At 64.3% G+C, this 24385-nt stretch carries 24 protein-coding genes; 14 read left to right on the top strand and 10 right to left on the bottom strand.

The window, feature by feature from the left end; genetic code table 11:
* Nucleotides 1-258: 258 nt before the first annotated feature.
* The 4 genes from F3H96_RS01085 to ugpC are packed head-to-tail and all read left to right on the top strand — an operon-like array spanning nt 259 to nt 5244.
* Nucleotides 259-1272, top strand: a complete 1014-nt coding sequence (locus F3H96_RS01085; protein WP_149790090.1) for a sugar ABC transporter permease — start codon at nt 259-261, stop codon at nt 1270-1272.
* 1 nt (nt 1273) lies between these two features.
* Nucleotides 1274-2428 carry a carbohydrate ABC transporter permease gene (locus F3H96_RS01080; protein WP_149790089.1) on the top strand — a complete coding sequence of 385 codons (1155 nt, stop codon included), beginning with the start codon at nt 1274-1276 and terminating at the stop codon, nt 2426-2428.
* Nucleotides 2429-2432: 4 nt separating this feature from the next.
* On the top strand, nt 2433-4097 hold the full coding sequence (locus tag F3H96_RS01075; protein ID WP_149790088.1) for an alpha-glucosidase: 1665 nt from the start codon (nt 2433-2435) through the stop codon (nt 4095-4097).
* A 34-nt stretch (nt 4098-4131) separates the two neighbouring features.
* Entirely contained in the window at nt 4132-5244 is a 1113-nt protein-coding gene (gene ugpC, locus F3H96_RS01070) for a sn-glycerol-3-phosphate ABC transporter ATP-binding protein UgpC (RefSeq protein WP_149790087.1), read from the top strand.
* A 107-nt stretch (nt 5245-5351) separates the two neighbouring features.
* On the opposite strand, the gene F3H96_RS01065 is transcribed toward ugpC, so the two are convergent.
* The 8 genes from F3H96_RS01065 to F3H96_RS01030 all read right to left on the bottom strand — a co-directional run bounded on the left by F3H96_RS01065 (nt 5352) and on the right by F3H96_RS01030 (nt 12344).
* Nucleotides 5352-5582 carry a DUF680 domain-containing protein gene (locus F3H96_RS01065; RefSeq protein WP_149790086.1) on the bottom strand — a complete coding sequence of 77 codons (231 nt, stop codon included), beginning with the start codon at nt 5580-5582 and terminating at the stop codon, nt 5352-5354.
* 68 nt (nt 5583-5650) lie between these two features.
* Nucleotides 5651-5857 (bottom strand): DUF680 domain-containing protein, encoded by a 207-nt coding sequence (locus tag F3H96_RS01060; protein WP_149790085.1) that lies wholly within the window; start codon nt 5855-5857, stop codon nt 5651-5653.
* Nucleotides 5858-6332: 475 nt separating this feature from the next.
* Nucleotides 6333-7079 carry a ferredoxin reductase gene (locus F3H96_RS01055; protein WP_149790084.1) on the bottom strand — a complete coding sequence of 249 codons (747 nt, stop codon included), beginning with the start codon at nt 7077-7079 and terminating at the stop codon, nt 6333-6335.
* Nucleotides 7080-7104: 25 nt separating this feature from the next.
* The gene (locus tag F3H96_RS01050; protein WP_149790083.1) at nt 7105-7716 is read right to left on the bottom strand and encodes a molybdopterin-dependent oxidoreductase; all 612 of its coding nucleotides are present in this window, start codon (nt 7714-7716) and stop codon (nt 7105-7107) included.
* A 123-nt stretch (nt 7717-7839) separates the two neighbouring features.
* Nucleotides 7840-9384: a DegQ family serine endoprotease gene (locus tag F3H96_RS01045; protein ID WP_149790082.1), complete on the bottom strand. Its 1545-nt coding sequence runs from the start codon at nt 9382-9384 to the stop codon at nt 7840-7842.
* 188 nt (nt 9385-9572) lie between these two features.
* Nucleotides 9573-10319, bottom strand: coding sequence for an MBL fold metallo-hydrolase (locus F3H96_RS01040; protein WP_188131251.1), 747 nt, complete (start codon nt 10317-10319; stop codon nt 9573-9575).
* A complete protein-coding gene (locus tag F3H96_RS01035) occupies nt 10319-11485 on the bottom strand; it encodes a diphosphate--fructose-6-phosphate 1-phosphotransferase (RefSeq protein WP_149790081.1) in 1167 nt (388 codons plus the stop codon). The genes F3H96_RS01040 and F3H96_RS01035 overlap by 1 nt, the downstream gene beginning before the upstream one ends.
* An 88-nt stretch (nt 11486-11573) precedes the next feature.
* Nucleotides 11574-12344 carry a L,D-transpeptidase gene (locus F3H96_RS01030; RefSeq protein ID WP_149790080.1) on the bottom strand — a complete coding sequence of 257 codons (771 nt, stop codon included), beginning with the start codon at nt 12342-12344 and terminating at the stop codon, nt 11574-11576.
* Between the two features lie 230 nt (nt 12345-12574).
* Here F3H96_RS01030 and F3H96_RS01025 point away from each other — a divergent pair, with 230 nt between their 5' ends.
* The 3 genes from F3H96_RS01025 to xylB all read left to right on the top strand — a co-directional run bounded on the left by F3H96_RS01025 (nt 12575) and on the right by xylB (nt 16167).
* Nucleotides 12575-13198: a LysE family translocator gene (locus tag F3H96_RS01025; RefSeq protein WP_149790079.1), complete on the top strand. Its 624-nt coding sequence runs from the start codon at nt 12575-12577 to the stop codon at nt 13196-13198.
* Nucleotides 13199-13310: 112 nt separating this feature from the next.
* Complete coding sequence (locus F3H96_RS01020) at nt 13311-14630, top strand: tetratricopeptide repeat protein (RefSeq protein ID WP_188131281.1); 1320 nt, start codon at nt 13311-13313, stop codon at nt 14628-14630.
* Nucleotides 14631-14712: 82 nt separating this feature from the next.
* Nucleotides 14713-16167, top strand: coding sequence for a xylulokinase (xylB, locus tag F3H96_RS01015; RefSeq protein WP_149790077.1), 1455 nt, complete (start codon nt 14713-14715; stop codon nt 16165-16167).
* Between the two features lie 197 nt (nt 16168-16364).
* Here the strand turns inward: xylB and F3H96_RS01005 are convergent, their stop codons facing one another.
* Nucleotides 16365-16727, bottom strand: coding sequence for a nuclear transport factor 2 family protein (locus F3H96_RS01005; protein WP_149790076.1), 363 nt, complete (start codon nt 16725-16727; stop codon nt 16365-16367).
* A 112-nt stretch (nt 16728-16839) separates the two neighbouring features.
* On the opposite strand from F3H96_RS01005, the gene xylA reads away from it, so the two are divergent.
* The 3 genes from xylA (at nt 16840) to F3H96_RS00990 (ending at nt 19402) form a co-directional block, all read left to right on the top strand.
* A complete protein-coding gene (xylA, locus tag F3H96_RS01000; protein WP_149790075.1) occupies nt 16840-18165 on the top strand; it encodes a xylose isomerase in 1326 nt (441 codons plus the stop codon).
* Between the two features lie 184 nt (nt 18166-18349).
* Entirely contained in the window at nt 18350-18553 is a 204-nt protein-coding gene (locus tag F3H96_RS00995; RefSeq protein WP_149790074.1) for a hypothetical protein, read from the top strand.
* Nucleotides 18554-18628: 75 nt separating this feature from the next.
* Complete coding sequence (locus F3H96_RS00990) at nt 18629-19402, top strand: TIGR01458 family HAD-type hydrolase (protein ID WP_149790073.1); 774 nt, start codon at nt 18629-18631, stop codon at nt 19400-19402.
* Here the strand turns inward: F3H96_RS00990 and F3H96_RS00985 are convergent.
* Nucleotides 19383-20363: a GlxA family transcriptional regulator gene (locus tag F3H96_RS00985; RefSeq protein ID WP_149790072.1), complete on the bottom strand. Its 981-nt coding sequence runs from the start codon at nt 20361-20363 to the stop codon at nt 19383-19385. The two genes, F3H96_RS00990 and F3H96_RS00985, sit on opposite strands and share 20 nt — an antisense overlap.
* Nucleotides 20364-20495: 132 nt before the next feature.
* On the opposite strand from F3H96_RS00985, the gene F3H96_RS00980 reads away from it, so the two are divergent.
* The 4 genes from F3H96_RS00980 to F3H96_RS00965 are packed head-to-tail and all read left to right on the top strand — an operon-like array spanning nt 20496 to nt 24362.
* Entirely contained in the window at nt 20496-21413 is a 918-nt protein-coding gene (locus F3H96_RS00980; RefSeq protein ID WP_149790633.1) for a 3-keto-5-aminohexanoate cleavage protein, read from the top strand.
* A gap of 16 nt (nt 21414-21429) precedes the next feature.
* On the top strand, nt 21430-22059 hold the full coding sequence (locus F3H96_RS00975) for an HD domain-containing protein (protein WP_149790071.1): 630 nt from the start codon (nt 21430-21432) through the stop codon (nt 22057-22059).
* Nucleotides 22056-23195 (top strand): 3-hydroxyacyl-CoA dehydrogenase NAD-binding domain-containing protein, encoded by a 1140-nt coding sequence (locus F3H96_RS00970; protein WP_149790070.1) that lies wholly within the window; start codon nt 22056-22058, stop codon nt 23193-23195. Before F3H96_RS00975 ends, F3H96_RS00970 begins: the two co-directional genes overlap by 4 nt.
* Nucleotides 23196-23198: 3 nt before the next feature.
* Complete coding sequence (locus F3H96_RS00965) at nt 23199-24362, top strand: acyl-CoA dehydrogenase (RefSeq protein WP_149790069.1); 1164 nt, start codon at nt 23199-23201, stop codon at nt 24360-24362.
* The last annotated feature ends 23 nt before the right edge of the window (nt 24363-24385 follow it).

Below are 24385 nucleotides of genomic sequence, written 5' to 3'. Positions count from 1 at the left end.
CTTCCTGATCCTCCTACTGGATCCGGGCCACGGCCCGGATCCAACCGGCGGCAATCGCCGAAAGCCTTCGCGTCTCGATTGTTCCGAACAATGCTTGTCGCCCAAAAGTGCGTAGCGGTTTTGGGGAGACGACGTGCATCAAAACAAGGTCTTAAAGCGCTCAAAGCGAACTTTAAAGATCGCGACGCCGCTTTAAGTAAAGTCGGTGCATCCAATAGCCAGGCCCGCCTGGCAGATCATGCGCAGGGAGAGGGACCCATGGCGGCTCAGATTTTCTCGGCCATATTCGTCATCATCATCGGCGTCGGCGGCTGCGTCGCCTATTTCTGGGGCGCCAACAAACTGCTCGACGTCGTGTTCCCATCGCGCGGGGTCTCCGGCAGCACCGCCGTCGACAATCTGCGCCGGCAAGGGCTGGTGCGGCCGTGGCTGTTCGTCGGCCCGGCGATGATCATCCTCACCATCTACCTGATCTATCCGGTCGTCGAGACGCTGAGGCTGTCCTTCCTCGACCGCGGCGGCGCGAGTTTCGTCGGGCTTGCCAACTACGAATGGGCGTTCGGCGACCGCGAGTTCCGCAACTCGATCCTCAACAACGTCGTGTGGTTGGCGGTGGTGCCGGCGGCCTGCACCTTCCTCGGGCTGATCATCGCCGTGCTCACCGACAAGATCTGGTGGGGCACGATCGCCAAGAGCCTGATCTTCCTGCCGCTGGCCATCTCCTTCGTCGGCGCCAGCGTGATTTGGAAATTCATCTATGAGTACCGCGGCGAAGGCCAGGTGCAGATCGGCCTGCTCAACGCCATCATCCAGTATTTCGGCGGCCAGCCGCAGGTGTGGATATCGCTGCCGTTCTGGAACAATTTTTTCCTGATGATCATCCTGATCTGGATCCAGACCGGCTTCGCAATGGTGATCCTGTCTTCAGCCTTACGCGGCATTCCGGAAGAGACGCTGGAGGCGGCGGTCATCGACGGCGCCAATCCGTTCCAGATCTTCTGGAAGATCATGGTGCCGCAGATCTGGGGCACCATCGCCGTGGTCTGGACCACCATCACCATCCTGGTGCTGAAGGTGTTCGACATCGTGCTGACGATGACCAACGGCCAGTGGAACAGCCAGGTGCTCGCCAACCTGATGTTCGACTGGATGTTCCGCGGCGGCGGCGACTTCGGCCGCGGCGCGACCATCGCCATCATCATCATGATCGCCGTCATTCCGATCATGATCTGGAACATCCGTCAGGCCAACAAAGAGACGGGAGGGCATTGAGATGACCGCCAAGACCGGAAAGTCCTTTGCCGGCCGCTTCGGCGTCCACATCGCTGTGCTCGTCTTCGTGGCGATCTGGACCGTACCTACGCTCGGCATCCTCGTCTCGTCGCTGCGCGACAAGGACCAGATCATTGCGTCCGGCTGGTGGAATTCCTTCGCCAGCTCCAGCCAGACTGAAGCCGGACGGCTGCCGGCCGCCTCGGCGCAGGCGCAGAAGGACGGCAAATACGTCATCGAAGGCAACATCTTCGGCGAGGGCGCCAAGCGCAATATCAGCGCTTTCGGCGTCAAGTCGTCGGCGCCGACGCAATATACGGCCGGAACGGCTGCCGATCTCGGCGACGGCGTCACCTTGCAGATGAATGCCGACGGAAGCTTCGTTCTCTCCTCGCCGAAGGCTTTCGAGGGCGAGCGCGGCCAGCGCGTCTATTTCGCCTCCTCGGCGCCACCGAAGTTCACCACCGACAATTACAGAACCGTGCTGTTCTCGGAAGGCATCGGCCGCTCCTTCATGAACTCGCTGACCGTCACCATTCCCTCGACGGTCATCCCGATCCTGATCGCGGCCTTTGCGGCCTATGCGCTGGCCTGGATGCGTTTTCCCGGCCGCGCGCTGCTGATCGCCGTCATCATCGGCCTGCTGGTCGTGCCGCTGCAGATGTCGCTGATACCGCTGTTGAAACTCTACAACGGCGTCGGCTCTTTCTTCGGCGTGCCGTCCAAGGCTTATCTCGGCATCTGGCTGGCGCATACCGGCTTTGGCCTGCCCTTCGCGATCTATCTGCTCAGGAGCTACATCGCCGGCCTGCCGCGCGAGATCATGGAATCGGCGCGCATCGACGGCGCCAGCGACTTCGAGATCTTCGTCAAGATCGTGCTGCCGCTGTCCTTCCCGGTGCTCGCTTCCTTTGCCATCTTCCAATTCCTGTGGGTATGGAACGATCTGTTGGTGGCGATGGTTTTCCTCGGCACGGAGGCCGATCAGATCGTGCTGACGGCCAAGCTCAACGCGCTGCTCGGCTCGCGCGGCGGCGACTGGGAGATCCTGACGACATCGGCCTTCGTGACCATCATCGTGCCGCTGATCGTGTTCTTCTCGCTGCAGCGCTATTTCGTCCGCGGGCTGCTTGCCGGCTCCGTGAAAGGAGGTTGAGACAATGCAATCGGCTTTGAAGGCGACTTCGAGACCGGACCCCGCCGTCGACCGCGACTGGTGGCGGGGCGCGGTGATCTACCAGATCTATCCGCGCTCCTATCAGGACTCGAATGACGACGGCATCGGCGACCTGAAAGGCATCGTGCGGCGCCTGCCCTACATCGCCTCGCTCGGCGTCGACGCCATCTGGATCTCACCCTTCTTCAAATCGCCGATGAAGGATTTCGGCTACGACGTGTCGGATTATTGCGACGTCGATCCGATGTTCGGCACGCTGGCCGACTTCGACGCGCTGGTGGCGGAAGCCCATCGCCTCGGCCTCAAGGTGATGATCGACGAGGTGCTGTCGCACACCGCCGACATCCATCCCTGGTTCAAGGAAAGCCGCTCCAGCCGGACCAATCCTAAAGCCGACTGGTATGTGTGGGCGGATGCCAAGCCCGACGGCACGCCGCCTAACAACTGGCTGTCGATCTTCGGCGGCTCGGCCTGGCAGTGGGACACCAGCCGCCAGCAATATTACATGCACAACTTCCTGGCCGAGCAGCCCGACCTCAACTTCCACAACGGAGAAGTCCAGGACGCGCTGCTCGATATCACCCGCTTCTGGCTGGAACGCGGCGTGGACGGTTTCCGGCTCGACACCATCAACTTCTACTTCCACAGCCAAGGGCTGGAGGACAATCCGCCGCTGCCGCCGGAAGAGCGCAACGACCAGACGGCGCCGGCAGTCAACCCCTACAACTACCAGGACCATATCTACGACAAGAGCCGGCCGGAGAATCTCGGCTTCCTCGAACGTTTCCGCGCGCTGCTCGACGAATATCCGGCGCAGGCCGCCGTCGGCGAGGTCGGCGATTCGCAGCGCGGACTGGAAGTGGTGGCCGCCTACACCGCCGACGGCAAGCGCGTTCACATGTGCTATTCCTTCGACTTCCTGGCGCCGGAAAAGATCAGCGCCGCCAAGGTGCGGACGGTGCTGGAGGCCTTCGGGCGGGTCGCCAGCGACGGCTGGTCCTGCTGGGCCTTCTCCAACCATGACGTGATGCGCGTGGCCTCGCGCTGGGCCGCCAACGAGGCCGATCCAGCCGCTTACCTCAAGGTGATCTCGGCGCTGTTGATGTCGCTGCGCGGCTCGGTCTGCATCTATCAGGGCGAAGAGCTCGGCCTCGGCGAGGCGGAACTCAAGTTCGAGGACCTGCAGGACCCCTATGGCATCCGCTTCTGGCCCGAATTCAAGGGCCGCGACGGCTGCCGCACGCCGATGGTATGGGAAGCGGCGGCCAAGAATGGCGGCTTCTCGACCGCGAAGCCTTGGCTGCCTGTGCCGGGCAAGCATCTCTCGCAAGCCGTGAACGTGCAGCAGGGCGATCCGAACTCGCTGCTCGAGCATTACCGGCGCTTCCTCGCCTTCCGCCGCCAGCATCCGGCGATGGGCAAGGGCGACATCGACTTCATCGAAAGCGATGGCGACACCGTCGCCTTCACGCGACGCGAAGGCAACGAGCGCATCGCCTGCGTCTTCAACCTCGGCAGCAGACCAGCCGAGGTCGATCTCGGCAAAGGTTCGCCGCAACCCTTGCAGGGGCATGGCTTTTCGGGACAAGCTGGCACCGGGCCCATCCGCCTCGGCGGCTATGGCGCCTGGTTCGGGCGGATCGACTGAGTTTTAGAACGGACAATCACGGGAGGAGGAAACCATGGCCGATGTCACACTGAACCAGGTGAAGAAATCATACGGCAACCTCAACATTCTCCACGGCATCGACCTGGACATCAAATCGGGCGAATTCATCGTCTTTGTCGGGCCGTCGGGCTGCGGCAAGTCGACCTTGCTGAGGTCGATCGCCGGCCTGGAGGAGATTACGTCTGGTGTGCTCCAGATCGACGGCGAGGTGGTGAACGACGTGCCGCCGTCGAAGCGCGGCATCGCCATGGTGTTCCAGTCCTATGCGCTCTACCCGCATATGACGGTCTACGACAACATGGCGTTCTCGATGAAGATCGGCAAGGAAAGCAAGGCCGAGATCGACAAGCGCGTGCGCCAGGCAGCGGAAATCCTGCAGCTCACCAAATATCTCGACCGTCTGCCCAAGGCGATGTCGGGCGGCCAGCGCCAGCGCGTCGCCATCGGCCGCGCCATCGTGCGCAACCCGAAAGTGTTCCTGTTCGACGAACCGCTGTCGAACCTCGACGCGGCACTGCGCGTCGCCACCCGCATCGAGATCGCCAAGCTCAAGGAATCGATGCCGAACACGACCATGATCTACGTCACCCACGACCAGGTCGAGGCGATGACGCTGGCGGACCGCATCGTCGTGCTGAAGGAGGGCGTCGTCGAGCAGGTCGGCACGCCGATGGAGCTCTACAAGCGGCCGGGCAATCTGTTTGTGGCTCAATTCATCGGCTCGCCGGCGATGAATATCTTGCCGGCCAAGATCGAGAAGGCCGGCAATGCGACCGTGGTCAGTCATGTCGGCGGCCGCAAGGCGACGGTGCCGATCGCGACACCTGGATCGGCCAACGGCGCCGCGGTCAGCTTCGGGGTGCGCCCGGAGGATCTCGCGATCGCCACGGGGGCGGACTATCTGTTCGAAGGCAAGGTCGACTATATCGAGCAGCTCGGCGAAGTTCAGCTCATCTATGTCGATATCGGCCGCCCCGACCTGCCGCTGGTGGCCAAGCTACCTGGAAATGTCGAGGTCAAGCGCGGCGAGACGTTGAGGCTGAACGCCGGCGCCGGCGATTTGCACATATTCGATGCGGATGGGCACTCTTTCACGCTGCACCGCGCGGAAGCGAAGGCGGCCTGAGGCCAGCGGTCTTCGTCGTCGTCCCGGCTAAAGGCCGGGTAACCCGGCAAACAAAGAGAGCGGCGGGCCAAGGCCCGCCGCTCTCTTTCATTCAACTGTTTGCGCTGTTAGCGGCCGAACAGGTTGCGGTCGCTGCCCTGTGGGGCCGACTTGTGCGCGTCGTTGGACGAGTTCAACAGCTTGTAGACCGGCGAGTCCGTGCCGGTCGACGAGGTCCGCGTGGTGTCGACGGCAGGAGCCGGCTGGTTAACGCCGCTGTTGCCATAATTGTCGCTGCCTGCGAACGCGGCACCGGAGACGGCCACAAGGGCCGCGGTGGCGAGAATGATCTTCTTCATTTCAGTGCTCCTGAATTTCAATCCGACCGAGGCGGCGGGCGGACCCGCCGCCGGTTCAAGGCCGGCTGTTAGTTGTTGCCGAAAAGGTTGCGGTCAGCACCCGTGGTGACGGGGTTCTGAGCGGCCGGTTCGGACTTATGGACCGAAGCGGTGTAAGACGAGTCGACCGCGGCGGCCGGCGGGTTGGCAGCCTGCGAACCATAATTGTCGCTGGCGGCGAAGGCGCTGCCGGAAATCGCCAGAAGGGCTGCGGCAGTGAGAACAATCTTTTTCATTTTTTGCTACTCCAGTATCTTTATTCCGTCCGTCTAGCGGCGTGTCTTGGGAATGAAATCGCGTCGTTCGGACATGCCCGATGTGGGTGAGACGATCGCCGGATTCCAATCACGAAGTTTTTCCCGTCTGGACCATGGCTTCGCATCTTGAAATTTTCATAAGCATGCCCACCATCGAATTTTTCTATAATTAATCCAACCAGTTACGTGTTCAGCTCGCTTGGCTCACCAAGTGTATCATGGGGTCAATGTTCACCCCGCCGTGCACGCATCGTCAACAGAAACGAACCGTTCGGTTCGATTTTAGTAAATCCTAATAGTCACTTTTCGATACCATTTACCATTTTGAGGCTGATCAGGAGCTGATTCGAAAGCATCGCCGGCCATAGGCCCAAGCCGTCGCTGCCCATCGCGCACGCTCCCCTCCGGCCGGCTCTTGGCGGCCTCCTCCACGGTCAGGAGAGATCGCGTACCGTCACACCCCGTAACGCTCGGTGCGGACGATCTCCGCGGGGATCCCGGCATCGATCAGCGCGTCAGCGGCGGCCGACACGAAGTCATTCGAGCCGCAGACATAGGTCAACCTCGGCGCCGTGGGCAGGCGCTCGATGGCCTGCGCCATCATGCGGGCATCGACCCGTCGGGAGTAGTCGGACGGCCGCCTGGCCGGCTCGCGGGTCAGCGTCAGCACCAGGTTGAACCCGTCAAGCCGGTCGTCGAGGCCGATCAGTTCGTCGCGGAAGATCACCTCGTCCCAGACCCGCGCCGAAAACACCAGCGCAACGGGCACCGCCGTGTTGCGCAGCGTGCGATGGCGCACCATCGCCATCAGCGGCACGACGCCCGATCCGCCGCCGACCAGAAGGATCGGCCCGCCGTCGCTCTCCTCCCAGATGAAATGGCCGCCCAGCGGTCCGCGCAGCTCAATCTCGTCGCCGACTGCCGCCACGTCGTGGAAGAAGGGCGAAACCTCGCCATCGTCGAGCCGCTCGATCGCCAGCTCGATAGCAGTGCCGGCCCCGGGCGCCGAGGCGATGGAATAGGAACGGCGCGCCTGATAGCCGTCGGGCGCCGTCAGCCTGACGTCGACATGCTGCCCGGCCAAATGGGTAAACGGCCGCGACGGCCGGAACCAGAAGCTGGTGACGCGCGGCGTGCGCCTTTCGATGCGCGTGATCGTGGCTGCCTGCCACGGCGATTGCGACGACGGCTCGGCGCTCATGGTTCGCCACGCACGGGGCCGCTCCTCAGGGATCGCTCGAATAGCGCTGCTCGCGCCACGGGTCGCCATACATGTGGTAGCCGCGCAGCTCCCAGAAGCCCGGCTCATCGCGCTCGGTGAACTGCAGCCCGTTCACCCATTTGGCCGACTTCCAGAAATAGAGATGCGGAACAAGCAGGCGCGCCGGCCCGCCATGGTCGGCCGTGATCGGCTTGCCCTCGTAAAGCAGAGCCACCATCGCTTTGCCGGTAACGAGATCCTTGGTCGGCACATTGGTGGAATAGCCGTCGAAGGACAGCGCCAGCGTATAGGCGGTCGGCGGTTCGATACCGGCATCGGCGAGGATGTCGTCGATCATCACGCCTTGCCAGGGCGTGTTGAACTTGGTCCAGGCCGTGACGCAATGGATGTCGCGGGTCATCTTGCTTTGCGGCAAGGCGTTGAACTCGGCCCAGTTCCATGTCTTGAGCGGCCGCGGCCCATGCTTGAGGGTGAAGGACCAATCCTCGGGACGCACCCGCGGCGTCGGCCCTGCCGACAGAACCGGGAAACCCTGCTCCAGATATTGACCTGGCGGAACGCGCGCGTCGGAGTCGGAAGGTGGACGCCGTCCGGAAAAGAACCCACGGGTCACCATCGAGACACCTCCTGCAACGGCCGCTTGGCGGCTTTCGGCAGTGTTCTCGAAGACGGCCCGGTCGGCAACGAAAATCTCAAACCGGGCCGGCCGCGGATGCGGGCAGGCCCGGTCGAAGCGTTCTCAGCCGGCGGCGAAGGGCACGGCGACGAATATCTGCGCGTCGCCGCGATCGACCAGCAGCAGCACCGACTTCTTGCCCGACTTGGCTGCTTCGGCGATCGCCTGGTTGGCTTGGCTGGCGTTCTTCACCGGCGTTTGGTCGACGCCGACGATGATGTCGCCCGGCTGGAGGCCGGCGGCCGAGGCCGCCTTGTCCGGATTGACCCGTTCGACCACCGCGCCGCGCTGCGTGTCGGAGAGGTTGAGCTCCTGGCGGATGTCGGGTGTGATGTCGGTCAGGCCGAGGCCGAGCGACGGCACGCCCAGGCCCGGTCCGGCCGACGGCTTGCCTCCCTCGCCGGTGGAGGCGGTCTGCGTATCCTCGGTGTTGCGACCGACATCGGCCGAGATCTGTAGCGCCTTGCCCTTGCGCCAGACGTTGATCGTTTCCTTGGCGCCAGGCGAGACATCGGCGACGGCGCGCGACAGGTCCTTCGGATCCTTGATCTCCTGACCGCCGAAGCCCGTGATCACGTCACCGACCTCGATGCCGGCCTTGGCCGCCGGCGACCCGTCGGTGACCTGCGCGACAAGCGCGCCAGCTGGATGATCGAGGCCGATGGCGCTGGCAACATCTTGCGTGACCGGCTGGATCTGCACGCCGAGATAGCCGTATTCGATATTGCCGCCCTTCATCAGCTTGGCGACAACCTTCTGGGCCTGATCCGATGGGATGGCGAAGCCGACGCCGACACTGCCGCCGTTGGGTGAATAGATGGCGGTGTTGATGCCGACGACATCGCCATGGATGTCGACCAGCGGGCCGCCCGAATTGCCGTGATTGATCGGCGCGTCGATCTGGATGAAATCGTCAAACGGACCGCTGTGCAGGTCGCGGCCGCGCGCCGAGACGATGCCGGCGGTCACCGTAGTGCCGATGCCGAAAGGGTTACCGATCGCCAGCACCTGGTCGCCAGTGTTCAGCTTGCTGGAATCGCCCCATCTGACGGTCGGCAGCGGCTTGCTCGCCTTGACCTTAAGCACAGCCAGATCGTGCTTGGCATCGTGGCCGACAAGCTTGGCGGGAAGCTCGGTGCCGTCGTCGAGCGTTACCTTGATCGAGGTCGCGCCGTCGACGACGTGATTGTTGGTGACGATGGTGCCATCCGAGCCGACGATGAAGCCGGAGCCCAAGGCCTCTTGCCGCGGCGATTGCTGCGGCGGCGTCTTGGGCATCGGGATGCCCTGGTCGCCGAAGAACTGCTGGAAATATTGGTCAAAGGGCGAACTGCTGTCGAAGGGTGAGCCGCCGCCCGTACCGTCGGGCTGGCCCTTCGTGACGGTGGTCACCGTCACGACGGCAGGCTTGGTGGTGGCAACGATCGGCGCGAACGAGCCGCTCGGGGCGGTGACGCCCGCGACCGGCGTCTGGGTCGTCGCAGCCACGGTGCTCAGGCCCGCATTGACCGTGTTTTGAGCAAAGGAGACGACGACGGGAGAGATGATCAGCGCAGCGCCCAACAGGGCCGCGACGCGATGTCTGCGAAGAATGCTGATGGGTGACATGGTCGTTCTGTCCGGGCGAGAGTTGATCGGGCGCCGCGGGTGGTTCTCGAAAGACGCGCCCGTCGGCGTGTCGACGACCGACATTGCCTGTCTCGCCTCGCATGGCAGCCGGTCGGATCGACAGCCTTGCATTTAGGGCGCCGGATGGCCCGAATTAGGGTTTTGGGATGACCTTACGAAGATTTAATTCAGGGAGCGCTCATGAATCGCTCTCTCCGGCGCAGATAGGCGGAGGCGATCTCACGCATGCGCGCGTCGTCGAAACTCGCTCCGTGGCCGCCCAGGCCGATGCGAATCGGCAGGTCGAGCAGGCGCTGCATGGTACGGCAATAGGCCGTGCGGTTCGAATCCGGCAGATCGTCGATCAGCATGCCGTCATAAATGGCGTCGCCGGCAAAGAAGAGGCCGTCGGCCTCGTCGAAAAGCGCGATCGAATCCGGCGAGTGGCCAGGCAGGTGCAGAACGCGGAACTTCCTGTCGCCGAGGTCGACGACATCGCCCTCCTCGAGCGCACGGGCCAGCGGCGCCGGGGGAATACGGTAGTCAGCCGCCCGCCAGTCCGGCGCCGGCAGTTTCGAGACTGCGGCGTCGAGATTATGGAACATGTGGGCATAGGTGACCGCATCATCCATGGCGTCGAACTGCGCCGCGCTCATCTTCGGCCCCATGCGCAACGGAAATTCATGCAGCGAGCCGACATGGTCGAGATGAATGTGGGTTGCAACGACGATAAGCGGCTTGCCGGCCGACATTACGATTTCCGGCGCCAGCGGGCAGATGCCCATGCCGGTGTCGACCAGCAGGTCGGCATCGCGGCCCTTCAAATGCCATATGTTGGCGCGCACGAAATCATGCACGAAGGGCTCGGTCAGCATCGTCACGCCGGTATCGACAATGGCCTTGCCGAACCAGTCTCCCACCACCAAATCGCCCATCAGACGAACGGCTGCCCGACCTTGTACTTTTCCGGCACCAGCCGCTTGAGATAGGCCATGCCGGCCTCGGACAGCTGATTGACGTCCGGTTTCATGAAATCGTCAGGCATGTGGCGGGTCTTGCCGGCGACGGCCTTCAGCGGCACCTTTTTCAGCACCGACTTCGAGCCGTCATACTGCAGCGCGACCGAGCCGCCGCCCTCCTCGGCGACGGTGACCGCGAAGGCGCCGGCGTCGAAGGCTTCCCTAGCGTCGACGGCGCTGATGGCGCCGACATAGCCGCGCGGCATATAGCCCAGCGCATCGACCCGCGCGCGCTTGCCGGGCAGGCCTTCGGCCAAAGCGCGCTCGAGCGCCGCCGGCAGGTCGCTGCCGGACAGCTTGACGTTGCCGTGCTGGTCGCGCTCGAGTTTTTCCGGCGGCACGAGGCTTTCGACCAGCGCCTTGCCGTCGGCGGTGCTGACGCCTTCCGAGACGGCGACGATGCAGCGCTTATGGCGGTCGAGGGTGGAGCGCACGTCGTCGATGAAGCGCTTGGCCGAGAAGGCGCGCTCCGGCACATAGACCAGATGCGGGCCACTGTCCGGATCGAGCTGCCAGGCGGCCGCGGCGGCGGTGAGAAAGCCGGCGTGGCGGCCCATGACGATGCCGACATAAATGCCGGGCAGCGCGCGGAAATCGAGATCGACGGAGAGGAAGGCGCCGGCGACGAATTCGGCCGCCGAGATGAAGCCCGGCGTGTGGTCGTTCTCCTCGAGATCGTTGTCGATGGTCTTGGGCGCATGCACGAAGGCGATCGAGCCGCCGGCGGCATCGGTCAGGATCTGCTGGGTGCCGGAGGTGTCGTTGCCGCCGATATAGATGAAGGCGTCGGCGCCGGCCTTTTTCAGGCCGTTGAGGATGACCTCGCAATAGGCGGCGTCCGGCTTGTCGCGGGTCGAGCCGAGGGCGGCGCTCGGCGTGCCGGCGATCAGCCGCAGCCGGTCTTCGGGGATAGCCGAGAGATCGACATAGTTGCCGTCGCGGATACCGCGCACGCCATGGATCGAACCCAGCACCTTGGCGCCGGGATGGCGCTTCCGGATCTCCAGCGTTGCGCCGACGACCGTCTGGTTGATGACGGCGGTCGGGCCGCCGCCCTGCGCGATGACGAAGGTTCCAGCCATGCTTTTTCTCTCCCGAGGCGAAGGTTTTCAGGGCACCTTCGCCTGTCTTGCGGCATCGCGCAACGGGGGAGTGAGATGGAGGAAAAGATCAGACGACGACGACCGGGTTCTTCTTGGAAACGCGGCTGTAGAGGTCGATGATGTCCTGGTTGATCAGGCGCACACATCCCGACGACATCGCCTGGCCGATGCTCCACCATTCGGGCGAGCCGTGGATGCGGTAGCCGGTGTCCTTGCCGTCCTGGTAGATGTAGAGCGCCCGCGCCCCGAGCGGATTGGTGAGGCCGCCGGGCTGGCCGCCCTGCCACTTCACCAGTTCGGGCTTGCGCTGGATCATCTCCGGCGGCGGCGTCCAGACCGGCCATTCGCGCCCATACTGGATGTTGGCGCGGCCCGACCAGCGGAAGCCGTCCTTGCCGATGCCGACGCCGTAGCGGATGGCGTCGCCGCCCGGCTGGACCAGATAGAGCATGCGTTCCTGCAGATGCACGACGATGGTGCCGGGCGCCTCGCCTGTTTTGTCGACGACGATCTGGCGGCGAAACTGAGGCTTCACCTTCTGCCAGGGCACCTCCGGCACCTGGAAGCCGCCATCGGTGAGCGAGGCGTACATGACATCCGGGCCGGTGATGTTCTTGTCGACGCTGATCGCCGGGCGCATGGGCGGCACGGAACTGGTGACGGTATTGTCGAGTTGCATCTGCGGCAGGTCGAGCGTCTCGGTAGTGCTGCAGCCGGCCAGGCCCAGCAGCGCGACGGCGCCGGCGCCGGAAAGCACGGCGCGGCGGGAAAGCTGAATTTCGGTATCGATTGCGGCGCCGTTGGAAGGCGGCGTTAGACTCTGCGGCAACTCGCGCATACACCAAATCCTACGCTGCCGGCGGGAAGCACGGTCCGGCCGGATGATGGCATTTTCGCCATTCATGGTTGAAAAAGGGTGAAAGCGCCGGGGTCCAGCTTAACCCTAAGGGAGCGTTGCGCCGGCTGGCGGGCCTACCGGCCTAACCGTTGAAGATTTTTCCGACGGGCTCTTTACATTCATCGCGGCCCCAGGATTTATCCTGTTCTTTGCGCTCAAGGAGCAGGGAAATGTCCTTCGAAAACTGGGCCGCCTTCGCCGCCGCCTCTTCCATCCTTCTCGTCATTCCGGGCCCGACGATCCTGCTGGTCGTCTCCTACGCGCTGGGACAAGGCTGGCGCACCGCACTGCCGATGGCGGTCGGCGTCGCGCTGGGCGACTTCACCGCCATGACGCTGTCGATGCTGGGCATCGGCGCCCTGCTGGCGGCTTCTGCCACCGTCTTCACCGTTCTCAAGGTGATCGGCGCCGGCTACCTGATCTATCTCGGCATAAAGCTGTTCCGCGCCGGCGGCGCGCTGAAGGCCGAGCCGCGCACCGACGCGGTGTCGGCGGGGAGGATGATGGCACATGCCTGGCTGGTAACGGCGCTGAACCCGAAGAGCATCACCTTCTTCGTCGCCTTCCTGCCGCAGTTCCTCGACCGGCACGCCGATTTCTGGACGCAGATGTTGATCTTCGAGACGACGTTCCTGACGCTCGCTTTCGCCAACGCCTTCGGCTACGCGCTGATCGCATCCAGGGCCCGCGCGATCGTGCGCAACCCGAAGGCGATTCGCATCTTCAACCGCACCGGCGGCACGCTGCTGGTCGGCGCCGGCATCGCCACGGTGGCGATGCGCTCGGGAAATTAAAGCGCGCGGCGGCCGCGAAGTCCCCGTCGTCTGCGGTTGGCGGCTTGGCCGGTGATACTTTAGGATCACAGTCCGAGCAGCGGCATCGCGATCGGCAGGGACCAGATAGATGATGAAGGACGCATTCGGTCTGAGCTACACAGGTGCGACCGAAGCCGGGTTTTCGTCCTACGCCCGGGCCGTGCATGAGTTGCAATGCTTCATCGGCGATCCGGTCGGCTCCATCGACCGGGCCATCGCCGACGACCCGACCTTCGTCATGGCGCATGTCTTCAAGGGCTACCTGTTCGGCCTCGCCACCGAGCGCGACGCGTCGGCGGTTGCGCGCTCCAGCTACGAGGCGGCGCAGCCACTGGCTGCCAACCCGAGCGAAGAGGCGCATGTCGCGGCGCTTGGCCATCTCGCCGAGGGGCGCTGGCACGACGCCGCGCGTATCCTCGAGGATATCGCGATCGACAATCCGCGCGATGCGGTGGCGCTGCAGGTCGGGCACCAGATCGATTTCTTCACCGGCAATGCCCGCATGCTGCGCGACCGCATCAGTAGGGCGCTGCCGGCCTGGCACAAGGACATGCCGGGTTACCACGCCATTCTCGGCATGCAGGCCTTCGGGCTGGAGGAAATGGGTGATTATGCACGCGCCGAATCCTTCGGCCGGCAAGCCGTCGAGATCGAACCGCGCGACGGCTGGGCGCAGCATGCCGTGGCGCATGTCATGGAAATGCAAAGCCGGCAAAGGGATGGCATTGCCTGGATGCGCGCCAACCCGGACGCATGGACGAGGGAGAGCTTCCTGCAGATCCACAATTGGTGGCACCTGGCGCTGTTCCACTACGACCTCGGCGAAACCGGCGAGGTGCTCAAGCTCTATGACGGGCCGATCTATGGAGCGCGCTCGACATTGGCCCTCAACATGGTCGATGCCTCGGCGATCCTGTGGCGCCTCCACCTCGGCGGCGTCGATGTCGGCGACCGTTGGGCAGCACTTGCCGCGAACTGGGTCCCGAAAGCCGCAGCAGGCAATTATGCCTTCAACGATGCGCATGCGATGATGGCCTTTGTCGGCGCCGGGGTGGAAGCGCCGGCGAAGACGCTGATCGAGGCGCAGCGTGAAGCCATGCGCGGGCATGACGACAACGCCGCCTTCACGCGCGATGTCGGCCATCCACTGACGCTGGCGATCAAGGCCTTCGGCGAAGGCAAATATGACGAGACCGTGCGACTGATCCGGCCGATCCGCTCGATCGCGCATCGCTTTGGCGGCAGCCATGCGCAGCGCGACGTGATCGACCTGACCTTGATCGAGGCCGCGCTGCGCGCCGGCGATACGGCGCTCGCGCGGGCGCTGACCGCCGAACGACAACTCGCCCGGCCCGACAGTCCGCTATCGGCGCTGTTCTCGCGGCGCGCATCCGATTTGTCTGAGAATTGACCCGAAGCGGATCTTGTCCTAAAAACTGGCCGAGCCAGATTTTTTCGAGTTCCGAAAAAATTAATGGCAGTGGGAGGAAATCATGTATCTCGGCCTCGACCTGGGCACTTCAGGCGTCAAGGCGCTGCTGATCGATGACGGCCAAAAAGTCATCGGCTCGGGCCATGGCTCGCTCGACGTCTCGCGACCGCATCCCGGTTGGTCCGAGCAGGATCCGGCGCATTGGATCGAGGCCTGCGAGACGGCGATTGCCGAACTCAAGGCTTCCCATCCGAGGGAGCTTGCCGCGGTCAAGGGCATCGGCCTTTCGGGGCAGATGCATGGCGCCACCCTGCTCGACGCCTCGGACAAGGCGCTGCGCCCCTGCATCCTGTGGAACGACACACGCAGTCATGTCGAGGCGGCCACGCTCGATGCCGATCCGCGCTTCCGCAAACTCACCGGCAATATCGTTTTCCCGGGCTTCACCGCGCCGAAGCTCGCCTGGGTGAAGGAGCACGAAGCCAAGATCTTTGCCGCCGTCGCCAAGGTGCTCCTGCCCAAGGACTATCTGCGGCTTTGGCTGACGGGCGAGCATATTTCGGAAATGTCGGATTCTGCCGGCACCTCCTGGCTCGATGTCGGCAAGCGTCGCTGGGCGCCTGACCTGCTGGCGGCGACATCGCTCGACGAGAAGCACATGCCTGCGCTGGTCGAAGGCACGGCGAAGGCCGGCGGCTTGCGCGGCGAGCTGGCAGCGAAATGGGGCATCGCGGCGGGCATTCCGATTGCCGGCGGCGCCGGCGACAACGCTGCCTCCGCCTGCGGCATGGGCACGGTCGGCGCGGGGCATGCCTTCGTGTCGCTCGGCACGTCGGGCGTGCTGTTTGCCGCCAACGCCTCCTATTTACCCAACCCGGAAAGCGCGGTGCATACGTTCTGCCATGCGCTGCCCGCCACCTGGCACCAGATGGGCGTGATCCTGTCGGCCACTGATTCGCTCAACTGGTTGTCGGAGATCACCGGAAAGGGCGCCGGCGAATTGACCGGCGAGCTCGGCGATACGCTGAGGGCGCCGACCGGCGTTTCCTTCTTGCCTTATCTGTCGGGCGAGCGGACGCCGCATAACGATTCCGCCATCCGTGGCTCCTTCACCGGGCTGGCGCATGAATCGAGCCGGGCCGTGCTGACGCAGGCGGTGCTGGAAGGCGTCGCTTTCGCCTTCCGTGACAGCCTGGAGGCGCTGAAGTCGGCCGGCACGACGCTGACGCGGGTGACCGCGATCGGCGGCGGCTCACGTTCGCGCTACTGGCTGAAGGCGATTGCCACCGCGTTGCAGGTGCCGGTCGATATTCCGGCCGACGGCGATTTCGGCGCCGCCTTCGGCGCGGCACGGCTCGGGCTGATCGCGGCGACCGGCGCCGATCCTCTGGCGGTGTGCACGGCACCGCGGACGGATGCGACTGTTGAGCCGGATGGCGGCCTCGGCGGCGCCTTCGCGGATGCTTATCAGCGCTACCGCGCGCTTTATCCCGCGATCAGGTCGGTAACTGCGTGAGCAGGCGCGAGGCCCCCCTCTCTGCCCTGCCGGGCATCTCCCCCTCAAGGGGGGAGATTGGCAGTTGCGGCGCAGGCTCCTTTCTTTCGGCGTTGGTGGTTGGCGAAGGCCTGCGTGACAATCAATCTCCCCCCTTGAGGGGGAGATGGCCGGCAGGCCAGAGAGGGGGGCCTCGCACCCCACCTCCCCAGTTACCCTCACTGCGCCGGCACTTTGTCGAGGAAGCCGGTGATGCTCTTCAGGCGGCCGTCCTGGATGACGCCGATATCGGTGCCTTCGATGACGGATTCCGTGCCCTCCGACCCGAGATTCCAGGAGAAGCGGATCCGATCGGCGAACCCGTCCGGCTCGCCCTTCAGCGAGAAGCGGAAGCCGGCAAAGCGCTGCTGCACGCCGTCGATCAGCGCCGCGATACCGTCATGGCCCTCGCCCTGCATGACCGGGTCGCGATAGCTGACGTCCTTGGTGAACGCCATATCGAGCATGGCCTTGCGGCGCGTCGCATCGGCCTCGTTCCAGGCGGCGATGTAATTGCGGGCGATCGTGTTGAGATCGGTCATGGTCTTCATCCTTCGTTGGATCGTTTCGACCTGACCCTTTTCGACCCGCAAGAGAGCGAAACCAATTACGCGTGAAGTAATCGGGCGAAAACATTCGGAGAGGAAGGAAACCATGAGCAGCGGCTTTTTCGGCGACATCAAGAAGATCGAATATGAGGGGCCGGATTCGACCAATCCGCTGGCCTATCGCTACTACAACCCGGATGAAGTGGTGGCCGGCAAGCGGCTGGAAGACCATCTGCGCTTCGCCGTCGCCTATTGGCATTCCTTCGCCTGGCCGGGCGGCGATCCGTTCGGCGGCCAGACCTTCGACCGGCCTTGGTTCGCCAAGCCGGGCGGTGTCGACACGATGGAACTGGCCAGGCTCAAGGCCGACGTCGCTTTCGAAATGTTCTCGCTGCTCGGCGCGCCCTATTTCTGCTTCCACGATGCCGATGTCCGGCCCGAGGGCAAGGACTTCTCCGAAAGCGCCGCGCGCCTCGACGAGATCGCCGATTATTTCGCGGGCAAGATGAAGCAGACCGGCGTCAAGCTGCTCTGGGGCACGGCAAACCTGTTCTCCAATCGCCGCTTCATGTCGGGAGCCGCCACCAATCCGGATCCGGACGTGTTCGCCTATGCGGCGGCGACGGTGAAAAGCTGCATCGACGTCACCAAGCGGCTGAAGGGTGAGAACTATGTGCTGTGGGGCGGACGCGAAGGCTATGAAACGCTGCTCAACACCGACCTCGCCCGCGAGCAGGAACAGGCTGGCCGCTTCCTAAACCTGGTCGTCGACTACAAGCACAAGATAGGCTTCAAGGGCACGATCCTGATCGAGCCGAAGCCGCAGGAGCCGACTAAGCATCAGTATGATTACGACGTCGCCACGGTCTACGGGTTCCTGAAACGCTTCGGACTGGAGAAGGAGGTCAAGCTCAACATCGAGCAGGGCCACGCGATCCTCGCCGGCCACTCCTTCGAGCACGAGCTGGCCTTGGCCAATGCCTTGGGCATCTTCGGCTCGATCGACATGAACCGCAACGACTACCAGTCCGGCTGGGACACCGACCAGTTCCCCAACAACGTGCCGGAAATGGCGCTGGCCTATTACCAGGTGCTTCAAGGCGGCGGCTTCAAGACCGGCGGCACCAATTTCGACGCCAAGCTGCGGCGCCAGTCGCTCGATCCCGAAGATCTGCTGATCGGCCATATCGGCGGCATGGATTGCTGCGCGCGCGGTCTCAAGGCGGCGGCAAAGATGGTCGAGGACAAGGCGCTGTCTGGCCCGCTGGCCGAACGCTATGCTGGCTGGAATACCGCCGAAGGCAAGGCGATGCTGTCCGGCAAGCGCACGCTGGAAGAAATCGCCGAGCGCGTGGTGAGGAAGAAGATCGAGCCGCAGCCGCGCTCCGGCCGCCAGGAGCTACTCGAAAACATCGTCAACAGGTATGTCTGAGGCGTCCTGCGGCGCTCCAATCCGGAGCCGCCGGGTCTGAATTGCGCTCCGCGCGGGGGTGAAACTGCACGACAAGGTTTTGCCCCGCGCTGCCCCTCAATCGCCCCGCTCTTGCCTTCAAACAGCCGTCACGGATCTCCTATATTGTGGACACGTGGCGGGAAGGAAAGAAGGAGGCGAACGTATGCAGCACGAACGCGAAATCGACGCTCTGCTCTCGCCTGGCGAGGCTGGTTCGATCATCGATCGGCTGATGGCGCTGCCGCATTCGAACGACGGCGCCCGCAAGACGAATGAATGGGACCGCGCGGTCGCCGCGCGGCTGGAGACGGCGCTAGCCAAGAGCATGCGCTCGCGCATGGTCGGCGAAGGCCGCGACGCCGCCTGATTGTTCGGTGGTCTGATTTGCGGCCTTATTTCTCAGTGGTTTGACTCACGCAGACTGCTTCTCCATCCTGCATCGATGATACGCGCGGTACTCCTGGATCTTCTGGGTGTCGTCTACGATGGCGACACCCAGATAATGGGCGCCGCGGCGGCCATCCAGCGTCTGCGCGGCGCGGGCCTGCCGCTCCGCTTCGTCAGCAACACGACACGCTCGCCACGCGGCGCGATCATCGCGCAACTTGCCGCGATGGGGATCGAGGTTGCGGATGAAGAATTGCTGACGCCGGCGCGCGCCGCGATCGAATGGCTGCACAGGCACGACCGCCAACCGCATCTGCTCGTCCATCCCGCCCTCGAAGTCGAGTTCTCCGGACTGGAAGGCGATAGCGGGCGCGCCGTCATCGTAGGCGATGCCGGCGAGGCCTTCGACCATGCCAACCTCAATCGTGCCTTCCGCGAACTGGTCGCCGGCGCGGATTTCGTGGCGCTTGCCGTCAACCGCACCTTTAAGGATACGGACGGACTGCTCAGCCTCGACACCGGCGCCTTCGTCGCGGCGCTCGAATTCGCCAGCGGCCGAAGCCCTGTCGTGCTCGGCAAGCCGTCGCCGGATTTCTTCCTTTCGGCGCTCACCGATCTGAACTGCCCGGCGGCCGATGCGGTCATGATCGGCGACGACGCGGAGAGCGATGTCGCTGGCGCGCTTAGTGCAGGGCTCGGCGCGGCGCTGCTCGTGCGCACCGGCAAGTATCGCCCCGGCGACGAGACGCGGTTCGATCCGGCGCCCACGGCGCTGGTCGATGACCTCGCCGCCGCGACCGATTGGATCCTCAACCGCGCCGCAGCCTAACCGGCGCCTCGCCGAAAGCCCGGGAAAACGCCCGGGAAAATGCCGCGGCCGAGGAAAAGCCGGTACGCCCGGCGATGTCGGCCATGGCAATGCGGGTGTCGACCACCAGGCGGCGGGCGGCGCTGAGGCGCAGCCTCAGATAATAGGCGCCCGGCGTCTCGCCGATCGACTTGCGGAAAATGCTTTCCAGCGTTCGCGCCGTTACGCCGGCGCGCTTGGCCACCGCGTCGATGGTGAGCGGCTGGTCGACATGCGCTTCCATCAGCCGGATCGCCTGGGCAAGCCTGGGGTCGTAGCCGTCGAGCCGGCCGAGCGAGACCAGCGGCTGCGCGTCGGTCGCAGCACGGGCCTGATCGTAGATGAAGACGCTCGCCACATCGAGGGCGGCCGCCATGCCGAGCCTTGTGCGGACCAGATGCAGCATCAGGTCGAAGGTCGGCGAAGCGCCGCCGGAGGTAAAGACCGGCCCGTCGATGACATAGCGATCCGGCCGCACGTCGACGCCGGGAAAGGCGGTCGAAAAATCCTCCATGTCTTCCCAATGCGTGGTGGCGCTGCGGCCTTCGAGCAGGCCGGCGCGCGCCACCAGCCAGGTGCCGGCCTCGACGCCGCCGCAGGCACGGGCCGCACGCGCCGCGCGCCGCAGACCCGCAAGCAGCGCCGACGTCGCGTAGTTCTGGGTGCCGAAGCCGGCGACGACGACCAGCATGTCGGTCGGTTCGCCGGCATCGAAGCGGCCGCTGACCGCCACCGGCAGGCCGCAGGTGGTGACCGGCGCCTCGCCGGTGACCGAGACCAGCTTGAAATCGAACAGGGTCTCGCCGGAGATGCGGTTGGCGGCGCGCAACGGATCGACGGCCGAGGCTACGCACATGATCGAGGAGCCGGAAAACACCAGGAACGTCACCTTGAGTGGTTCTCGCTCAGGACGAAAGATCGTCGGTTTTTCGCTTTTGATCATGATGGCTTCGTAAAACGCAAAACAGTTTCCGGCAAGTCGGGCATTCTGGATCAATTCCCGTGCATGCATCGCAGCCGACCCGGCTTCCGCTCTTGGATGGCATGCATGGCGGATCGAATCTGGGAGGAAAAAATGCCGCTCGCGATGAACCGTGAGGTCTTCATTACCTGTGCCGTGACCGGCTCCGGCGGCACGCAGGACCGCAGCCCGCATGTGCCGCGCTCGCCCAAAGAGATCGCCGATTCGGCGATCGACGCGGCCAAGGCGGGCGCTGCGATCGTCCATTGCCATGTGCGCGACCCCGAGACCGGCAAGCCGCGGCGCGACGTGCATCTCTACCGCGAGGTGACCGAGCGCATCCGCGAGGCCAATGTCGACGTGGTGCTCAACCTCACCGCCGGCATGGGAGGCGACATGGTGTTCGGCTCGCCGGAGGCGCCGCTGCCGCTCAACGAAAAAGGCACCGACATGGGCGGCGCCACCAATCGCATGGAGCATGTGCGCCAGTGCCTGCCGGAGATCTGCACGCTGGATTGCGGCACGATGAACTTCGCCGAGGCCGACTATGTCATGACCAACACGCCCGGCATGCTGCGCGCCATGGGCGGCATGATGACGGCGCTCGGCGTCAAGCCCGAGATCGAAGCCTTCGACACCGGGCATCTGTGGTTCGCCAAGCAGCTGGTCGAGGAAAAGGTGCTCAACGCGGATGCGCTGGTGCAGCTCTGCATGGGCGTGCCGTGGGGCGCGCCGGACGACCTCAACACCTTCATGGCGATGGTCAACAACGTGCCGTCGACCTGGAACTGGTCGGCCTTCTCGATCGGCCGCAACCAGATGGCCTATGCCGCGGCTGCCGTGCTTGCCGGCGGCAACGTCCGCGTCGGCCTGGAGGACAATCTGTGGCTCGACAAGGGCGTGCTGGCCACCAACGCGCAGCTGGTCGAGCGCGCGGCCAGCATCGTCACCAATCTCGGCGCGCGTGTGCTCGGACCCGAGGAAGTGCGCCAGAAGCTCAATCTCACCAAGCGGGCGCCGATCGCCGCGTGATTGGAGGGTGTCGCAGATGACAACCGTCAAATTCACCGCGATGAAGGATGGCGACAAGGAAGACTACGAATTCCTGACCGCCCACGAGATCGATTATGCCGCCAAGACCGGCGACCGGCTGCTCGATGCGCTGGTGCAGCTCGACGAGGGCCTGTCCGGCTACAAGATCACCCGGCTCGGCCATTCGCTGCAGGCGGCGACGCGCGCCTGGCGCGACGGCGCCGACACGGATTGGATCGCTTGCGCGCTGCTGCACGACATCGGCGACATCTACGCGCCCTACAACCATGACGAATATGCGGCTACGATCCTGAAGCCTTTCGTGCGCGAGCAATGCACTTGGGTGGTGGAAAAGCACGGCGACTTCCAGCGCCTCTATTACGCGCATCACCTCGGCGGCAACCGGCATGCCCGCGACCGCTTCGCCGGCCACCTCTATTTCGACGATTGCGACCAGTTCTGCGAGCGCTGGGACCAATCGAGCTTCGACCCCGACTACGAGACGCTGCCGGTCGAGTTCTTCCGGCCCTTCGTGCTCGAAGTCTTCGCCCGCAAGGCCTACGACGCGTCGGTGATCCGCGCCGGCGAGCGCGTGGCGCTTACCAACCCTGATACAGCCAAGACGAGAACCGGAGCCCGACCATGAGCATCATCCACAAGGCGGCCGCCATCGGCGGCGGTGTCATCGGCGCCGGCTGGGTGGCGCGGCTGCTCTTGAACGGCATCGACGTCTCGATCTTCGATCCGGATCCCGAAGCGTCGCGTAAAGTGGATGAAGTGATGAAGGGCGCACGCCGCGCCTACAAGCAGATGCTGCCCGGCGGCCTGCCCAAGGAAGGCAAGCTCACCCTCGCCAAGACCATCGCCGAAGCGGTGGTCGATGCCGATTTCATCCAGGAGAGCGTGCCGGAGCGGCTCGACCTCAAGCACAAGGTGCTGGCCGAGATCGACCAGCATGCACCGGCCAACGCCATCGTCGGCTCCTCGACCTCCGGCATCAAGCCGACCGACATGCAGGTGGCGATGAAGAAGCATCCGGAGCGGCTGGTCGTCGGGCATCCGTTCAACCCGGTCTATCTGTTGCCGCTGGTCGAGATCGTCGGCGGCCAGCAGACCTTTCCGGAAGCGATCGAAGTCGCAAAGGAGCTTTACGCCTCGATCGGCATGAAGCCGGTGGTGGTGCGCAAGGAGATCGAGGCCTTCGTCGGCGACCGCCTGCTCGAGGCTGCCTGGCGCGAGGCGCTGTGGCTGGTCAAGGACGGCATCTGCACCGTCGAGGAACTCGACGACATCATGCGCTATTCCTTCGGCCTGCGCTGGGCACAGATGGGCATGTTCCAGGTCTATCGCGTGGCGGGCGGCGAAGCCGGCATGCGCCACTTCATGGCGCAGTTCGGGCCCTGCCTGAAATGGCCATGGACCAAGCTGATGGACGTGCCGGAATTCAACGACGAACTGGTCGACCTGATCGCCACCCAGTCGGACGAGCAGGCGCACGGCCTCTCGATCCGCGAGCTGGAGCGCATCCGCGACGACAATCTGGTCGCGATCATGGAAGCGCTGTCGAAGCAGAACAAGGGCAAGGGCTGGGGCGCCGGCGCGCTGCACAAGGACTATACCAGGCAGCTCGCCAAGCTGGCGGCGAAGAAGACCCCAGCCAAGGCTGCCGCAAAGGCCAAGGCGACCAAGCCGGCGAAGAAAACCGCGAAGCCGGCAACGGCCGACAAGCAGACAAAAGCTGGGAAGGCCGACAAGGCGAAAAAGAGCAAGAAGAAGGGCTAAGCCATGCATTTCGGTCTTTCGGAAGAACAAAAGCTCATCGTCGAGACGACGCGCGCCTTCGTCGAGAACGAACTCTACCCACATGAGCGCGAGGTGGAGCGCACCGGCGAACTGCGCCGCGAGCTGATCGATGAATTGAAGGCCAAGGCGATCGAAGCCGGGCTCTACGCCGCCAACATGCCGGCCGATGTCGGCGGCGCCGGGTTGAACACAGTAAGCTGGCTGCTCTACGAGAAGGAGCTCGGCCGCGCCAATTACGCGCTGCACTGGACCTGCGTGGCGCGACCGTCCAACATCCTGCTTGCCGGCACGCCGGAGCAGCGCGAGAAGTATCTGTTCCCCTGCATTCGCGGCGAGAAGTGGGACTGCCTGGCGATGACCGAGCCGGGCGCCGGCTCGGACCTGCGCGGCATGAAGGCGACCGCGGTCCAGGACGGCTCGGACTGGGTGCTCAACGGCACCAAGCATTTCATCTCGCATGCCGACCTCGCCGACTTCGCCATCGTCTTCATGGCTTCGGGCGAAGAAGAGTCTTCGCGCGGCAAGCGCAAGAAGATCACCGCCTTCTTCGTCGACAAGGGCACCAAGGGTTTTTCGGTGCGCGACGGCTACCGCAATGTGTCGCATCGCGGCTACACCAATTCGATCCTGGAATTCGATGACTGCCGCCTGCCGGCTTCCCAGGTGCTCGGCGAAGTGCACAAGGGCTTCGAGGTCGCGAATTCGTGGCTCGGCGCCACGCGCCTGCAGGTCGGCGCCACCTGCCTCGGGCGGGCCGAGCGCGCGTTGTCGCATGCCATCGAATATGCCGCGCAGCGCCAGCAGTTCGGCCAGCAGATCGGCAAATTCCAGGGCGTGTCGTTCAAGCTCGCCGACATGGCGACGGAGCTGAAGGCGGCGGACCTGATGGTGTTCGAAGCCGGCTGGAAGTACGATCAGGGCACCGTCACCGATCAGGACATGGCGATGGCCAAGCTGAAGGCCACCGAAATGCTGGCTTTCGTTGCCGACGAGGCGATCCAGATCCATGGCGGCATGGGGCTGATGGACGACCTGCCGCTGGAGCGCATCTGGCGCGACGCGCGCGTCGAGCGCATCTGGGAAGGCACGTCGGAGATTCAGCGACATATTATTTCGCGGGCGTTGCTGCGTCCGTTCGGGGCTTAGAGCATGATCGCCCAAAGCCCGGA

The organism is Mesorhizobium sp. NFR06 (assembly GCF_900115245.1).
GTDB lineage: Bacteria > Pseudomonadota > Alphaproteobacteria > Rhizobiales > Rhizobiaceae > Mesorhizobium.
This window is presented reverse-complemented; position numbering and strand designations above follow the sequence as displayed.

Excerpts from the sequence above, each read along its gene's own strand:
- xylA (WP_149790075.1), top strand. The coding sequence starts at position 16,840 with ATGAGCAGCGGCTTTTTCGGCGACATCAAGAAGATCGAATATGAGGGG.
- F3H96_RS01045 (WP_149790082.1), bottom strand. The coding sequence starts at position 9,384 with ATGTCACCCATCAGCATTCTTCGCAGACATCGCGTCGCGGCCCTGTTG.
- F3H96_RS00995 (WP_149790074.1), top strand. The coding sequence starts at position 18,350 with ATGCAGCACGAACGCGAAATCGACGCTCTGCTCTCGCCTGGCGAGGCT.
- F3H96_RS01035 (WP_149790081.1), bottom strand. The coding sequence starts at position 11,485 with ATGGCTGGAACCTTCGTCATCGCGCAGGGCGGCGGCCCGACCGCCGTC.
- F3H96_RS00980 (WP_149790633.1), top strand. The coding sequence starts at position 20,496 with ATGCCGCTCGCGATGAACCGTGAGGTCTTCATTACCTGTGCCGTGACC.
- F3H96_RS01085 (WP_149790090.1), top strand. The coding sequence starts at position 259 with ATGGCGGCTCAGATTTTCTCGGCCATATTCGTCATCATCATCGGCGTC.
- F3H96_RS00975 (WP_149790071.1), top strand. The coding sequence starts at position 21,430 with ATGACAACCGTCAAATTCACCGCGATGAAGGATGGCGACAAGGAAGAC.
- F3H96_RS01050 (WP_149790083.1), bottom strand. The coding sequence starts at position 7,716 with ATGGTGACCCGTGGGTTCTTTTCCGGACGGCGTCCACCTTCCGACTCC.
- F3H96_RS01065 (WP_149790086.1), bottom strand. The coding sequence starts at position 5,582 with ATGAAGAAGATCATTCTCGCCACCGCGGCCCTTGTGGCCGTCTCCGGT.
- F3H96_RS01040 (WP_188131251.1), bottom strand. The coding sequence starts at position 10,319 with ATGGGCGATTTGGTGGTGGGAGACTGGTTCGGCAAGGCCATTGTCGAT.
- F3H96_RS01075 (WP_149790088.1), top strand. The coding sequence starts at position 2,433 with ATGCAATCGGCTTTGAAGGCGACTTCGAGACCGGACCCCGCCGTCGAC.
- F3H96_RS01030 (WP_149790080.1), bottom strand. The coding sequence starts at position 12,344 with ATGCGCGAGTTGCCGCAGAGTCTAACGCCGCCTTCCAACGGCGCCGCA.
- F3H96_RS00990 (WP_149790073.1), top strand. The coding sequence starts at position 18,629 with ATGATACGCGCGGTACTCCTGGATCTTCTGGGTGTCGTCTACGATGGC.
- F3H96_RS01060 (WP_149790085.1), bottom strand. The coding sequence starts at position 5,857 with ATGAAAAAGATTGTTCTCACTGCCGCAGCCCTTCTGGCGATTTCCGGC.
- ugpC (WP_149790087.1), top strand. The coding sequence starts at position 4,132 with ATGGCCGATGTCACACTGAACCAGGTGAAGAAATCATACGGCAACCTC.
- F3H96_RS01025 (WP_149790079.1), top strand. The coding sequence starts at position 12,575 with ATGTCCTTCGAAAACTGGGCCGCCTTCGCCGCCGCCTCTTCCATCCTT.
- F3H96_RS01055 (WP_149790084.1), bottom strand. The coding sequence starts at position 7,079 with ATGAGCGCCGAGCCGTCGTCGCAATCGCCGTGGCAGGCAGCCACGATC.
- F3H96_RS01080 (WP_149790089.1), top strand. The coding sequence starts at position 1,274 with ATGACCGCCAAGACCGGAAAGTCCTTTGCCGGCCGCTTCGGCGTCCAC.
- F3H96_RS00965 (WP_149790069.1), top strand. The coding sequence starts at position 23,199 with ATGCATTTCGGTCTTTCGGAAGAACAAAAGCTCATCGTCGAGACGACG.
- F3H96_RS01005 (WP_149790076.1), bottom strand. The coding sequence starts at position 16,727 with ATGACCGATCTCAACACGATCGCCCGCAATTACATCGCCGCCTGGAAC.
- F3H96_RS00985 (WP_149790072.1), bottom strand. The coding sequence starts at position 20,363 with ATGATCAAAAGCGAAAAACCGACGATCTTTCGTCCTGAGCGAGAACCA.
- F3H96_RS00970 (WP_149790070.1), top strand. The coding sequence starts at position 22,056 with ATGAGCATCATCCACAAGGCGGCCGCCATCGGCGGCGGTGTCATCGGC.
- xylB (WP_149790077.1), top strand. The coding sequence starts at position 14,713 with ATGTATCTCGGCCTCGACCTGGGCACTTCAGGCGTCAAGGCGCTGCTG.
- F3H96_RS01020 (WP_188131281.1), top strand. The coding sequence starts at position 13,311 with ATGAAGGACGCATTCGGTCTGAGCTACACAGGTGCGACCGAAGCCGGG.